Genomic DNA, 13887 nt, shown 5'->3' with positions numbered 1-13887 from the left:
CGGAACCCGCAGGCTCCGTTATTTCATGCCACCAGCCAATCAGGCCAGTTTTTTGTGGCGTACCCGGTGTGGCTGGGCAGCCGCTTCGCCAAGACGCTTTTTGCGGTCGGCTTCGTACTCGGTGTAGTTACCTTCGAAGAAGATCGCTTGCGAGTCGTCTTCGTACGCCAGGATGTGTGTCGCCACGCGGTCAAGGAACCACCGATCGTGAGAGATCACAATGGCGGCGCCCGGGAAGTCCAGCAGGGCTTCTTCCAGGGAACGCAGGGTTTCAACGTCGAGGTCGTTGGACGGTTCGTCGAGCAGCAGCACGTTGCCGCCCTCTTTCAGGGTCAGGGCCAGGTGCAAGCGACCCCGCTCACCACCGGACAGGTCCTTGACGAACTTCTGCTGATCGCCGCCCTTGAAGTTGAAGCGACCGACGTAAGTGCGCGACGGGATCTCGTAGTTGCCGATGCGGATCTGGTCGGAACCGTCGGAGATCTGCTGGAACACGGTCTTGCTGCCGTCCAGGTCTTCGCGGCTCTGATCGACACAGGCCAACTGCACGGTTTCACCGACTTCGATGCTGCCCGAATCCGGTTGTTCCTTGCCCATCAGCATGCGGAACAGCGTGGATTTACCCGCACCGTTACCGCCGATCACGCCAACGATGGCGCCTTTAGGCATGGAGAACGACAGGTTGTCGATCAGGACGCGATCGCCATAACCCTTGGTGACGTTCTTGAACTCGATGACCTTGTCACCCAGGCGCGGACCGGCCGGGATGTAGATCTCGTTGGTTTCGCTGCGCTTCTGGAATTCTTGCGACTGCATTTCTTCGAAGCGTTGCAGACGAGCCTTGGATTTCGACTGACGGGCCTTGGCGCCTTTGCGCACCCACTCCAGTTCTTCCTTCATGGCTTTTTCGTGAGCCGACTGCTGCTTGGATTCAGCCGCCAGACGATCGGACTTGGCTTCCAGCCAACCCGAATAGTTGCCTTCATAAGGAATGCCCGCACCGCGGTCGAGTTCCAGAATCCAGCCGGCAACGTTGTCCAGGAAGTACCGGTCGTGCGTGATCGCAACCACGGTGCCCGGGAAGTCGTGCAGGAAGTGCTCCAGCCAGGCCACGGAATCGGCGTCCAAGTGGTTGGTGGGTTCGTCGAGCAGCAGCATGTCCGGCGCGGACAGCAGCAGGCGGCACAGGGCCACACGACGTTTCTCACCACCGGAGAGGAATTCGACCTTGGCATCCCAGGCCGGCAGGCGCAGCGCGTCGGCGGCGACTTCCAACTGGCGCTCAAGGTTGTGGCCGTCGCCCGCTTGCAGGATGGCTTCAAGCTTCGCCTGTTCGGCTGCCAGCTTGTCGAAGTCGGCATCCGGTTCGGCGTAGGCCGCGTAGACCTCGTCCAGGCGCGCTTGCGCGTCCTTGATCACGCTGACCGCTTCCTCGACCACTTCACGCACGGTCTTGGTCGGATCCAGGATAGGTTCCTGCGGCAAGTAGCCGATGTTCAGGTCTGGCATCGGACGGGCTTCGCCGTCGAACTCGGTGTCGACGCCGGCCATGATTTTCAGCAGCGTGGACTTACCCGAGCCGTTGAGGCCGAGAACGCCGATCTTCGCGCCAGGGAAGAACGACAGCGAAATATTTTTCAGGATTTCCCGCTTCGGCGGAACAACTTTGCCCAGCCGATGCATGGTGAAGACGTATTGAGCCATGGAGAACCTAGCGTCAGTAACGGTGGAATAAAGCGGGCCAAGCCCGTGTCAGGCCATGCGCGGCGCGGGCATGGACCGGAGGGTCGATGCCTGCTTGCGTAAAAAAGCCTGAATGTCTGGGGCTGGAACGCCCTGCGTAACCGGCAAAGCTACCTCAATGTGACATACCCGTCCAGCCGGAGGGGACTGGCACTTTGCCACAACTCAAGGCATGCTAGCCGCCCTTCGGGCGTCAGGCTTATAGTGCACGTCGCGCCAGTCCAGCCCCACCGCAGGATTACAGATTGTCCAACGCCACTCCGCCTTCCTCCGCGCGCGCACTGAACCCTGCGCCCGGATCGCCCCTGCGCGGGACACTCAAAGGCACCTTGGCGATGCTGGTCTTGCTGTTGCTCGGACTGTTGTTCTGGCAATTGCTCGATCAGTTGCACGACACCCAGAAAGACCAGCGCCAGCACACCATCGACTACACCGCCGACCTGGCCGCCCAAGTCAGCCTGAACATGGCGCTGAATGCGCAGATCGCGCTCAATCTGCTACCGATCGTCGAACAACCGCAAACCCATGAGCAGCAACAGGCCCTGTTGCGCAAACTGCAGCAGTCCCTGCCGGATCTGCTCAGCGTGGCGCTGCTCAGCCCCTCTGGCAAAGTGCTCCATGACAGCGCCACCACCCCGGATGCCGACTACCTGAGCGAACTGGTCAGGCGCAGTCACGCCCAGGCGCACTACTTCAGCAACGCCAATGACGGCTCGGTGGTGCACCTGCTGCTGCACCAGGCCAGCGGCAGCACGCGCGGCTACTGGGCCTTGCGCCTGCGGCCGAGCTTTTTCGCAGGCCTGGCCAAGCAGAGTGAAGGCACCCTGCGTCCACGGTGGCTGGTGGAAAACCGCATCAATCATCAAATCATCAGCCGTGAAGACCTGCAGCCCTCGACCCAGCCGAACCTACTGACCCCGCAGGACCAGGCCAACACCGTGCTGACCGTGCCGCTGAGCAGCAGCGACTGGCAACTGCGCGGCCTGTTCGACCGCCAGCGGGTGATCGAGGAACTGCTGCCGGCCTTCATCGGTAAATGCCTGCTGGGGCTGGCCCTGTCCCTGTTGCCATTCATTGCCCTGTTGAACATGCGCCGCCGCCAACTCCAGTTGCATGAAGGCCGCAGGCGGTACCAGGACATTTTCGATGGCACCGGTGTTGCGCTGTGCGTGCTGGATCTGTCGGGGCTCCACGATGCCTTCGACAAAACCCAGGTGCACGACAGCCAAGCGCTACGTGCCGCCCTGGGCAATCACGAACAACGCCAGTTACTGCTGCAGGAGCTGCGCATCACCGAAGTCAACCAGGTGGCGCTGCACCTGCTCGGCGTCCAGTCCTGCGCGCAGGCCTGGCAATTATTGATCGAAGGCCGGCCAGCAGACGACAACAGCATTGGCGCCGCGCTGCTGGAAGCTGTGCTCAATCAGCAGCGCCAACTGGAGCTGGAAATCAAGCTCAAGGACGACCAGGGCCAGGATCAGCACCTGTGGCTGGTCCTGCGCCTGCCCCAGGAACAACCGGACTATCGCGCGGTGATCCTGAGCATCAACGACATCACCAGCCGCAAGCTGGTGGAACTGTCGCTGCTGGAGCGCGAAAGCTTCTGGTCCGACGTGGTGCGCACCGTGCCCGATCACCTGTACGTCCAGGATGCACTCAGCCAGCGCATGATCTTCAGCAATCACCACCTGGGGCAGACCCTGGGCTACAACAAGTCCGAACTGCAACAGATGGGCGAGTACTTCTGGGAAATCCTCCTGCACCCGGAAGACGCCGAGCTCTACCACTGCCTGCGCGACGAACAACGCCAGGCCGGTTATCACCCGTTGCGCCAGTGCCCGCTGCGCTTTCGCCACCGCGACGGCCAGTGGCGCTGCTTCGAGGTGCGCGAGCAGGCCCTGGCGCGGGACGCTGACGGCCAGGTCACGCGGATCATCGGCGTGGCCAAGGACATCACCGACCAGATCGAAGCCAGCGAATCCCTGCGCGACAGTGAGCAGCGCTACCGCATGCTCGCCGAGAGCATCAGCGACGTCATCTTCTCCACCAACAACAAACTCGCGTTGAACTACGTCAGCCCGTCGGTGCAGGCCGTGCTCGGCTATGACGCGCAATGGATCTTCCGCAACGGCTGGCAGTCCATCGTCGCCAACCCGCAGCAACTGACCGGCATCTACAGCCTGATGGACCGCGTCAGCCGGGCCTTGAACCAGCCCGAGCAACTGGCGCAACTGCGCAGCCAGGTGAAGACCCAACTGTTCCTGTTCGACTGCCTGCGCGCCGATGGCCGCAAGATCCCCATCGAGTTGCGGCTGGTGTTGGTGTGGGACGAGCACGACGCGTTCGAAGGCGTGCTGGGGGTCGGTCGCGACATCAGCCAGCAACGGCGCGCGGAGAAAGACCTGCGCATGGCCGCCACGGTGTTCGAACACTCGACGTCGGCGATCCTGATCACCGACCCCGCCGGCTACATCGTGCAGGCCAACGACGCGTTCAGCCGAGTCAGTGGTTACGCGGTGTCCCAGGTCCTCGATCAACTGCCGAACATGTTGACCGTCGATGAGCAGCAGGAAGCCCACCTGGGCTATATCCTCAAACAACTGCACCAGCACCGCAGCTGGGAAGGTGAAATCTGGCTCAAGCGCCGCAACGGCGAGCATTACCCGGCCTGGGTCGGGATCACCGCGGTGCTCGATGACGAGGGCGACCTGGCCAGCTACGTGTGCTTTTTCAGCGACATCAGCGAGCGCAAGGCCAGCGAGCAGCGGATTCACCGCCTCGCCTACTACGACGCCCTGACCCACCTGCCCAACCGCACCCTGTTCCAGGACCGCCTGCACACGGCCCTGCAAACGGCGCAGCGGCACAAGTCCTGGGTGGTGCTGATGTTCCTCGACCTGGACCGCTTCAAGCCGATCAACGACTCCCTGGGCCACGCCGCCGGCGATCGCATGCTCAAGGACATGGCCACCCGCCTGCTCGGCTGCGTCGACGACGATGACACCGTGGCCCGCATGGGCGGTGATGAATTCACCCTGCTGCTGCAACCGCGCGCCACCCGCGAACTGGCGCTGAACCGAGCGATTCATGTCGCCGAGCAGATTCTCGCCAGCCTGGTGAAGCCCTTCGTCCTCGAAGGCCGTGAGTTTTTTGTGACGGCCAGTATCGGCATCGCCCTGAGCCCGCAGGACGGCAACGAACTGAGCCAGTTGATGAAAAACGCCGACACCGCGATGTACCACGCCAAGGAGCGCGGCAAGAACAACTTCCAGTTCTACCAGGCGGAGATGAACGCCAGCGCCCTGGAACGCCTGGAACTGGAAAGCGACCTGCGTCACGCCCTCGAACAGAATGAATTTGTGCTGTATTACCAACCGCAGTTCAGCGGCGACGGCAAGCGCCTGACCGGGGCCGAAGCCCTGCTGCGCTGGCAGCATCCGCGGCGCGGGCTGGTGCCACCGGGGGACTTCATTCCGGTGCTGGAAGAACTCGGGCTGGTGGTGGACGTCGGTGACTGGGTGATCCGCGAGGCCTGTCAGCAACTCAAGATATGGCACCAGGCGCAGGTGCGCGTACCGAAGGTCTCGGTGAACATTTCCGCGCGACAGTTCTCCGATGGCCAACTCGGCACACGCATCGCCACCATCCTCAAGGACACGGGCCTGGCGCCGGCCTGCCTGGAGCTGGAACTGACCGAAAGCATCCTGATGCGCGAAGTCAGCGAGGCCATGCAGATCCTCGCCAGCCTGAAGAACCTCGGCCTGAGCATCGCGGTCGACGACTTCGGCACGGGCTACTCCTCGCTCAACTACCTGAAACAGTTCCCGATCGATGTGCTGAAAATCGACCGCACCTTCGTCGACGGCCTGCCGTCAGGCGAACAGGATGCGCAGATTGCCCGCGCAATCATTGCCATGGCCCACAGCTTGAACCTGGCCGTGATCGCCGAAGGCGTGGAGACCCATGAGCAGTTGGAGTTCCTGCGTGAGCATGATTGCGACGAGGTGCAGGGTTATCTGTTCGGCCGGCCGATGCCGGCGGCACGCTTTGAAGCGCAGTTCAGCAATGATGCGCTCTTCATGCTCGACTGACGTCCTGCACAGAGGCTGATGGCCTCATCGCGAGCAAGCTCGCTCCCACAGGTTTTTGGGGGGCACATAAAATTTGTGGACACCGAAAATCCCCCGTGGGAGCGAGCTTGCTCGCGATGAGGTCAGCATGATCACCGCTGATCCCGTCATGAATGCCACTTGTCTGCGACATGATGTCGTTTCATATGCCAGACAAAAGCCATTGAGTTAGAATGCCCTCCTTTTCTGCCCCCCCGATCCTTGAGGACCGCCATGTTCAGCCGTGATTTGACCATTGCCAAGTACGACGCCGACCTTTTTGCCGCCATGGAGCAAGAAGCTCAGCGCCAGGAAGAACACATCGAGCTGATCGCTTCGGAGAACTACACCAGCCCAGCGGTGATGGAAGCTCAAGGCTCGGTACTGACCAACAAGTACGCCGAAGGTTACCCAGGCAAGCGCTACTACGGCGGTTGCGAATTCGTCGACGTGGTTGAGCAACTGGCCATCGACCGTGCAAAAGAACTGTTCGGCGCCGATTACGCCAACGTTCAACCGCACGCCGGTTCCCAGGCCAACAGCGCCGTTTACCTGGCCCTGCTGTCGGCTGGCGACACCATCCTGGGCATGAGCCTGGCCCACGGTGGTCACCTGACCCACGGTGCCAGCGTTTCGTCCTCCGGCAAGCTGTACAACGCCATCCAGTACGGCATCGACGCCAACGGCCTGATCGACTACGACGAAGTCGAGCGCCTGGCAGTCGAGCACAAGCCAAAAATGATCGTGGCCGGTTTCTCTGCCTACTCGCAGATCCTCGACTTCCCACGCTTCCGCGAAATCGCTGACAAAGTGGGCGCCTACCTGTTCGTCGACATGGCCCACGTGGCCGGTCTGGTCGCTGCTGGCGTCTACCCGAACCCAGTGCCATTCGCTGACGTAGTGACCACCACTACCCACAAGACCCTGCGCGGTCCACGTGGCGGCCTGATCCTGGCTCGCGCCAACGCCGACATCGAGAAGAAGCTGAACTCCGCCGTATTCCCGGGCGCCCAGGGTGGCCCGCTGGAGCACGTGATCGCCGCTAAAGCGATCTGCTTCAAGGAAGCATTGCAGCCTGAGTTCAAGACCTACCAGCAGCAAGTGGTGAAAAACGCCCAGGCCATGGCCAGCGTGTTCATCGAGCGCGGTTTCGACGTGGTCTCCGGCGGTACTGAAAACCACCTGTTCCTGCTGTCGCTGATCAAGCAGGAAATCTCCGGTAAAGACGCCGACGCCGCTCTGGGCAAAGCGTTCATCACCGTCAACAAGAACTCGGTACCGAACGATCCACGCTCCCCGTTCGTCACCTCCGGCCTGCGCTTCGGCACCCCGGCTGTGACCACTCGTGGCTTCAAGGAAGCTGAGTGCAAGGAACTGGCCGGCTGGATCTGCGACATCCTGGCAGACCTGAACAACGAAGCGGTGATCGACGCCGTACGTGAGAAGGTCAAGGCTATCTGCAAGAAGCTGCCGGTATACGGCGCGTAACTGCACCGCTAGATCCGCAGCCTAAATAACCGGCCAAGTGATTGGCCGGTTTTTTTTCGCCGGTCAAACCGCTCAACCCCAGTGGATAGGGCCCTGAACACACTCCCTGGATGTGTAAACCCACCAGGTTGCTCACGGAAGCTATCCGGCTAATCGGCGGTAAATAACTCAAACTGGCATGCGCTCACAGAAAGCGCATGCCTGGTGTTCTATTGGGCCGCCACCCGGGCAAACCCTTCGCGGATCTTGTCTTGCGGCAAATCATCGGCAATGAACACGATCACGCTTTCGCGCGCTTCACCTTCGGCCCATTCAGTGTCCCAGTCGAAGCCATACAGCTTCAGCACGCCCTGAAACACCATGCGCCGCGATTCCCCGGCGATATTCAGCACACCTTTGTAGCGCAGCAGTTGTTTGCCGTGCTCTTCCAGCAGCTCGTTCATGAACTCGCTGAGCCGGTCGATATCCAGCGCCTGATCGCTGCGCAGCACCAGGCTGGTGATGCGGTCGATTGATGGCGCCTTGCTCACCGGGCGCAAGCTGACGCCACCCCCGAGGTCGGCATTGAGATTGAAGCCGCGCACATCCAGCAACTCGGCCAGGTCGATCTTGCCGTGTTCGACCAGACGGATCGGTGCCCGGCGATTGATCCGGGTCAGGCGCTCGCTCAGCGCCGTGAATGTCGGCTCGTCCACCAGGTCGCGTTTGCTGACCAGCAAGCGGTCGGCAAAACCGATCTGCGCCTGGGCAATGGTCTGGGTCAGGTGCACGTCGGCGTGCGCCGCATCCACCAGGGTGATGATGCCGTCGAGGATGTAGCGCTCGCGCAACTCTTCGTCGATGAAGAATGTCTGGGCCACGGGAGCCGGGTCGGCCAGGCCGGTGCACTCGATCACCAGGCGATCAAAGCTGATTTCGCCGCTGTCCAGGCGCTCGAGCAGCAGGTACAGGGCCTTGCTCAGGTCGGTGTGAATCGTGCAGCAGACGCAGCCATTGGACAGCGTCATCACCTGCACCGGTTCGTCGCCCAGCAACTGGGTGTCGATACCGGCGTCACTGAATTCGTTTTCGATGACCGCGATCTTCAGGCCATGCTCGGCCTTGAGCAGGTGGCGCAACAGCGTGGTTTTACCCGCGCCGAGAAAGCCGCTGAGGATGGTAACGGGGATAGGGCTTAACAAAACTGGATCTCCCGAACGCAAAAAAAACTGTAGGAGCCTGGCTGACCCGCGATGGCGTCTTCAAGATCGCCATCGCCGGCGAGCCGGCTCCTACAGGGTTGTGTTGCCATTTACATCTCGTGCCTCAACAGCACTTGGGCCCACCCTTGCCGCCGTAACGAGCTTCCTGGCGTTCCCGAAAGAACATCTCGTAGCTCATCACCGGCTTGTCCGGGTGATTGGTTTGCATATGCTCGACGTAATTGTCGTAATCGGGCATGCCGACCATCAGGCGCGCGGCCTGACCGAGGTATTTACCGAGGCGACTCAGGTCATTGAACACAGGTGCAATCCTCTTTTACGCATCCGGCAGGGCCTGGTAGGGCGACTCTTTATCCGTACGCTCCTTGCGGCCCCAGGCGGCGATACCGACCTTGAGTGCATAGAACAGGATACTGAAGACCACGAACAGGAACAGCGCGGTGAGCGTTGCGTTGGTGTAGGCGTTGAAGATCACGTGCTCCATCTGCGCGATGTCCTTGGCCGGTGCGAGAACCTGACCGTTGGCCAGGGCATCGCTGTACTTCTTGGCCAGGGACAGGAAGCCGATCGCCGGGTTGGCGTCGAACAGCTTGATGAAGCCTGCGGTGGTGGTGCAGATCAGCAACCATACCGCGGGCAGCATGGTGACCCAGATGTAGCGTTGGCGTTTCATTTTGATCAGTACGACAGTCGCGAGCATCAGCGCGATACCGGCCAACATTTGGTTGGAGATACCGAACAGCGGCCACAAGGTGTTGATCCCGCCCAGCGGATCGACCACGCCCTGATACAGCAACCAACCCCACATCGCCACACAACCGGCTGTCGCGATCAGGTTGGCCGTCCAGGACTCGGTGCGCTTGAGCGCCGGAACGAAAGACCCAAGCAGGTCCTGCAACATGAATCGCCCGGCACGGGTACCGGCGTCCACGGCAGTCAGGATGAACAGCGCCTCGAACAGAATCGCAAAGTGGTACCAGAACGCCATGGTGTTTTCACCCGGCAGGACACTGTGCAGGATCTGCGCGATACCGACCGCCAGGGTCGGTGCACCGCCGGCGCGCGCCAGGATGGTGGTTTCGCCGATGTCATGGGCCACGGCCTGCAGGGCTTCCGGCGTGATCGCGAAACCCCAGCTGCTGACGGTTTGCGCCACGCTGACGACATCACTGCCCACCACGGCTGCCGGGCTGTTCATGGCGAAGTACACGCCTGGCTCGATCACCGAAGCGGCAACCATGGCCATGATGGCCACGAAGGATTCCATCAGCATGCCGCCGTAACCGATGTAGCGGGCGTTGGTTTCGTTATCCAGCAGCTTGGGCGTAGTACCCGAAGAGATCAGCGCATGGAAACCCGAGACCGCACCACAGGCAATGGTAATGAACAGGAACGGGAACAGACCGCCCTTCCACACTGGGCCTGTGCCATCGACGAACTGGGTCAGTGCCGGCATTTTCAGCTCTGGCATGGTCACCAGAATGCCAATGGCCAGGGCAATGATGGTGCCGATCTTGAGGAAGGTCGACAGGTAGTCACGGGGCGCCAGAATCAGCCACACCGGCAACGATGCGGCGACAAAGCCATAGCCCACCAGCATCCAGGTGATCTCGATCCCGGTGAAGGTGAAAGCCTTGGCCCAGACCGGATCCGCGGCAATCTGCCCACCCAGCCAGATGGAGCCCAGCAGCAGCAACACGCCGATCACCGAGATTTCGCCAATGCGACCCGGGCGGACGTAGCGCATGTAGATGCCCATGAACATCGCGATCGGGATGGTCGCCATCACTGTGAAAATGCCCCATGGGCTTTCAGCCAGGGCTTTGACCACGATCAGCGCCAGCACCGCGAGGATGATGATCATGATCAGGAAGCAGCCAAACAGCGCGATGGTGCCGGGGACGCGGCCCATTTCTTCACGGACGATGTCCCCCAGGGAACGACCGTTGCGGCGGGTGGACATGAACAGGACCATGAAGTCCTGGACGGCACCCGCCAGCACCACGCCGGCAATCAGCCACAGCGTGCCGGGCAAATAGCCCATCTGCGCTGCCAGCACCGGGCCGACCAGTGGGCCTGCACCGGCAATAGCGGCAAAGTGGTGACCGAACAGAATGTGTTTGTTGGTCGGCACATAGTCCAGACCATCATTGTTGAGCACTGCGGGGGTGGCCCGCCGTGGATCGAGTTGCATCACATGGGTTGCGATGAACAGGCTGTAGTAACGATATGCGACCAGATAAATGGCCACTGCCGCGACCACAATCCACAAGGCGTTGATCGCCTCACCCCGTCGCAATGCCACTACACCAAGAGCGCACGCTCCTACGATTGCCAGCAGCAGCCAGGGTAAGTGGCGTAGCAGGCTATTATTATTTTTCATTTTTTTATTCCAGCCAGGTGGACTTGAGAGACAGCCACCCCGAGTTTAGCGCCGATTTAGCCAAAGGCCATACCCCGACATTGGTCTAGAGCCTTGCCTTGAGTGGCAGCACCCTGGGATGGGGGTCTATAGTCAGCCCATTCGCAGAGGAACTATCCAATGAGCACCCACGCTGGCAATCGCCGCCGTTTCCGGCGGATCGCATTCGATGCCCGAACCGAACTGAGCCAGGGCAATCACCGCTGGCCGGTGAAACTGCTCGACCTGTCGCTCAAGGGCTTGCTGGTGCAACGCCCGACCCCCTGGCTGGGCGATCGCAACCAGATTTTTTCGGTGGACATTCACTTGAGTGAAGAAACCGAAATCCGCATGGACGTGCAATTGACCCACGAAGAGCACGACCAACTCGGATTTGTCTGTCGCTACATCAGCCTGGAGTCCGTCAGCAGCTTGCGCCGGCTGATCGAACTCAATCTCGGTGACCCACAGGAGTTGGAGCGCGAGCTGGGTGCCCTGATCGAAACCTGAGCGCCGGGGTTACTCGAACAATGCGTCGAGGGCTTGCTCCAGGCGGGTCACGGCAATGATCCGCAAACCTGCCGGCGCTTCCTTGGGCGCATTGCCCTTGGGCACGATCGCGCGCTTGAAGCCATGCTTGGCGGCTTCCTTCAAGCGCTCCTGGCCACTGGGCACCGGGCGCACTTCCCCGGACAGGCCGACTTCACCAAACACCAGCAGGTCGTGGGGCAGCGGGCGGTTGCGCAGGCTGGACATCACGGCCGCCATCAACGCCAGGTCCGAAGCGGTTTCCAGCACCTTGACCCCACCCACCACGTTGAGAAATACATCCTGGTCGTGGGTCGGAATGCCGCCATGGCGATGCAGGACCGCCAGCAGCATGGCCAACCGGTTCTGATCCAGGCCCAGGGTCACCCGACGCGGATTGGCCAGGTGACTGTCATCCACCAGTGCCTGGACCTCCACCAACATGGGGCGGGTACCTTCCCACGTGGCCATGACCACGCTGCCCGGCACTTCTTCCTGGGCCCGGGTAAGGAAAATTGCCGATGGGTTGGAGACTTCTTTCAGCCCCTTGTCGGTCATGCCAAAAACACCCAGCTCGTTGACCGCGCCAAAACGGTTCTTCACCGCACGCAACAGTCGCAGGCGCCCATCGGACTCGCCTTCGAAATACAGCACGGTGTCGACCATGTGCTCCAGGACCCTGGGCCCCGCCAGCGCGCCTTCCTTGGTCACGTGCCCCACCAGGAAAATCGCCGTGCCACTCTGTTTCGCATAACGCACCAACAGCGCCGCACTTTCGCGCACCTGGGACACGCCGCCAGGTGCCGACTGCAGCTGTTCAGTGAAAATCGTCTGGATCGAGTCGATCACCATGACCTTGGGTTTTTCCACCCGCGCCGTGGCGATGATGGTTTCGATACAGGTTTCGGTCATGACCCGCAGTTGATCCTGGGGCAAGCCCAGGCGTCGGGCACGCATGGCCACTTGCTGCTGTGACTCCTCACCCGTGACATAGAGGGCCGGCATGCGGGTGGCGAGGTTGCAGAGGGTTTGCAGGAGAATGGTTGACTTGCCGATCCCCGGATCACCGCCAATCAGCACCACGGAACCGTCGACCAGGCCGCCGCCCAGCACTCGGTCCAGTTCGCCGGAGGCGGTGGAGAAACGCGGAATTTCCTCAACGCTGACTTCAGCCAGGGTCTTGATCTGCGCCTGCTGCCCGGCCCAGCCGGTACGCCCGCTGGGGGCAGCGGCACCGCCACTCTCCACCATCGTTTCGGTCAGGGTGTTCCAGGCACCGCACTCACCGCATTGGCCTGCCCATTTGGGGAAGGTCGATCCGCACTCGGTGCAGCCGTACATGCGCTTTGCCTTGGCCATCTGAACTCCCGGGAAAAACCGCGATGATAACTCAGCTGGCGAGGACAGCCGTGGTTTCGTATACACTTTTGCGCCAAGGCCATACTTATACGCACTTGAAAGTTGTGCGCTGCCCCTCGCTTATGCACCCGACTATACGACACGCATCAACGCAGTAGAGCATTTACACTACCGCAAGTTAACTAAACAGTTACTTGCCAACTTGTAGCCAATATCTATCAAACACTCTTGCAGAAGTTATACAAAATCTGAAAACTATAAACACTTTGTGCAGCCCAATCGCCAAATAACTGCCGCGCACCACTTGGGTCGCCCGCTCTATGCATCAAACAACCCGCGCTAATCGATTGACACCGAACAACTAGACGTAAACGTGACGTCAACAACAGTGCATCCAAACCCAACTCACCGCCCCCCCCGATCACTCACAGAACGAAGCAAGCCTAGCGCTGCTCACCGGCCGCTCGATCGATGGCTGCGGACACCCCCGACGGGTGATTGATGGCGTTTTGTAAACTTTTTGCCACCTCTTGGGTCGATAGTGACGTGCGACCTGAGCACGTGTGTCGAGCAAGACACGTTTTGGTGAATTACACTGCGTTTACCAACCTCATCTGTAACAAGGAATAACCTATGGGCGTGATAAGTGAGTTCAAGGCCTTCGCGGTCAAAGGGAATGTGGTCGACATGGCCGTGGGCATCATCATCGGCGCAGCGTTCGGCAAAATCGTAACGTCGTTCGTCGGTGACATGATCATGCCGCCCATCGGCCTGCTGATCGGCGGGGTGGACTTCGGGGACCTGGCAATCACCCTCAAAGCGGCACAGGGCGACGCCCCGGCCGTGGTGTTGGCCTACGGTAAATTCATCCAGAGCATCATCGACTTCGTGATCGTCGCGTTCGCGATCTTCATGGGCGTGAAAGCCATCAACCGCCTGAAACGCGAAGAGGCCGTGGCACCTAGCCTGCCACCGGTTCCGACCAAGGAAGAAGAGCTGCTGGGGGAGATCCGCGACCTGCTCAAGGTACAGAACAGCAAGCCCTGAGGGCTGTGAA

General features: G+C 60.8%; 9 protein-coding genes. 4 read left to right on the top strand and 5 right to left on the bottom strand.

Annotated elements, in window-relative coordinates; all coding sequences use genetic code 11:
• Positions 1-39 precede the first annotated feature (39 nt).
• Positions 40-1704 (bottom strand): energy-dependent translational throttle protein EttA, encoded by a 1665-nt coding sequence (gene ettA, locus H7995_RS15460; RefSeq protein ID WP_182342416.1) that lies wholly within the window; start codon positions 1702-1704, stop codon positions 40-42.
• A 284-nt stretch (positions 1705-1988) separates the two neighbouring features.
• On the opposite strand from ettA, the gene H7995_RS15455 reads away from it, so the two are divergent.
• Together H7995_RS15455 and glyA are read left to right on the top strand one after the other, a co-directional pair.
• Positions 1989-5834: a sensor domain-containing protein gene (locus tag H7995_RS15455; RefSeq protein ID WP_182342419.1), complete on the top strand. Its 3846-nt coding sequence runs from the start codon at positions 1989-1991 to the stop codon at positions 5832-5834.
• A 252-nt stretch (positions 5835-6086) separates the two neighbouring features.
• Entirely contained in the window at positions 6087-7340 is a 1254-nt protein-coding gene (gene glyA, locus H7995_RS15450) for a serine hydroxymethyltransferase (RefSeq protein WP_095166449.1), read from the top strand.
• Positions 7341-7549: 209 nt separating this feature from the next.
• Here glyA and yjiA read toward each other — a convergent pair whose 3' ends face one another.
• The 3 genes from yjiA to H7995_RS15435 form a co-directional block, all read right to left on the bottom strand.
• Positions 7550-8521 carry a GTPase gene (gene yjiA, locus H7995_RS15445; protein ID WP_185818569.1) on the bottom strand — a complete coding sequence of 324 codons (972 nt, stop codon included), beginning with the start codon at positions 8519-8521 and terminating at the stop codon, positions 7550-7552.
• A 124-nt stretch (positions 8522-8645) separates the two neighbouring features.
• Positions 8646-8843, bottom strand: a complete 198-nt coding sequence (locus tag H7995_RS15440; protein ID WP_028620750.1) for a YbdD/YjiX family protein — start codon at positions 8841-8843, stop codon at positions 8646-8648.
• 15 nt (positions 8844-8858) lie between these two features.
• On the bottom strand, positions 8859-10925 hold the full coding sequence (locus tag H7995_RS15435) for a carbon starvation CstA family protein (RefSeq protein ID WP_166591522.1): 2067 nt from the start codon (positions 10923-10925) through the stop codon (positions 8859-8861).
• 159 nt (positions 10926-11084) lie between these two features.
• Here H7995_RS15435 and H7995_RS15430 point away from each other — a divergent pair, with 159 nt between their 5' ends.
• A complete protein-coding gene (locus H7995_RS15430) occupies positions 11085-11453 on the top strand; it encodes a PilZ domain-containing protein (RefSeq protein ID WP_166591523.1) in 369 nt (122 codons plus the stop codon).
• Positions 11454-11462: 9 nt separating this feature from the next.
• Here H7995_RS15430 and radA read toward each other — a convergent pair whose 3' ends face one another.
• Positions 11463-12830, bottom strand: a complete 1368-nt coding sequence (gene radA / locus H7995_RS15425) for a DNA repair protein RadA (protein WP_095166434.1) — start codon at positions 12828-12830, stop codon at positions 11463-11465.
• A 633-nt stretch (positions 12831-13463) separates the two neighbouring features.
• Here radA and mscL point away from each other — a divergent pair.
• A complete protein-coding gene (mscL, locus tag H7995_RS15420) occupies positions 13464-13877 on the top strand; it encodes a large-conductance mechanosensitive channel protein MscL (RefSeq protein ID WP_166591524.1) in 414 nt (137 codons plus the stop codon).
• The last annotated feature ends 10 nt before the right edge of the window (positions 13878-13887 follow it).

The organism is Pseudomonas kielensis, assembly GCF_014236655.1.
GTDB lineage: Bacteria > Pseudomonadota > Gammaproteobacteria > Pseudomonadales > Pseudomonadaceae > Aquipseudomonas > Aquipseudomonas kielensis.
Note: the sequence above shows the minus strand (reverse complement) of the source record. Positions and strands in the feature narration are given on the sequence as shown.

Bases quoted from the DNA above. Each gene is read 5' to 3' on its own strand.
- ettA (WP_182342416.1), bottom strand. From the start codon at position 1,704: ATGGCTCAATACGTCTTCACCATGCATCGGCTGGGCAAAGTTGTTCCG.
- glyA (WP_095166449.1), top strand. From the start codon at position 6,087: ATGTTCAGCCGTGATTTGACCATTGCCAAGTACGACGCCGACCTTTTT.
- H7995_RS15435 (WP_166591522.1), bottom strand. From the start codon at position 10,925: ATGAAAAATAATAATAGCCTGCTACGCCACTTACCCTGGCTGCTGCTG.
- H7995_RS15430 (WP_166591523.1), top strand. From the start codon at position 11,085: ATGAGCACCCACGCTGGCAATCGCCGCCGTTTCCGGCGGATCGCATTC.
- radA (WP_095166434.1), bottom strand. From the start codon at position 12,830: ATGGCCAAGGCAAAGCGCATGTACGGCTGCACCGAGTGCGGATCGACC.
- mscL (WP_166591524.1), top strand. From the start codon at position 13,464: ATGGGCGTGATAAGTGAGTTCAAGGCCTTCGCGGTCAAAGGGAATGTG.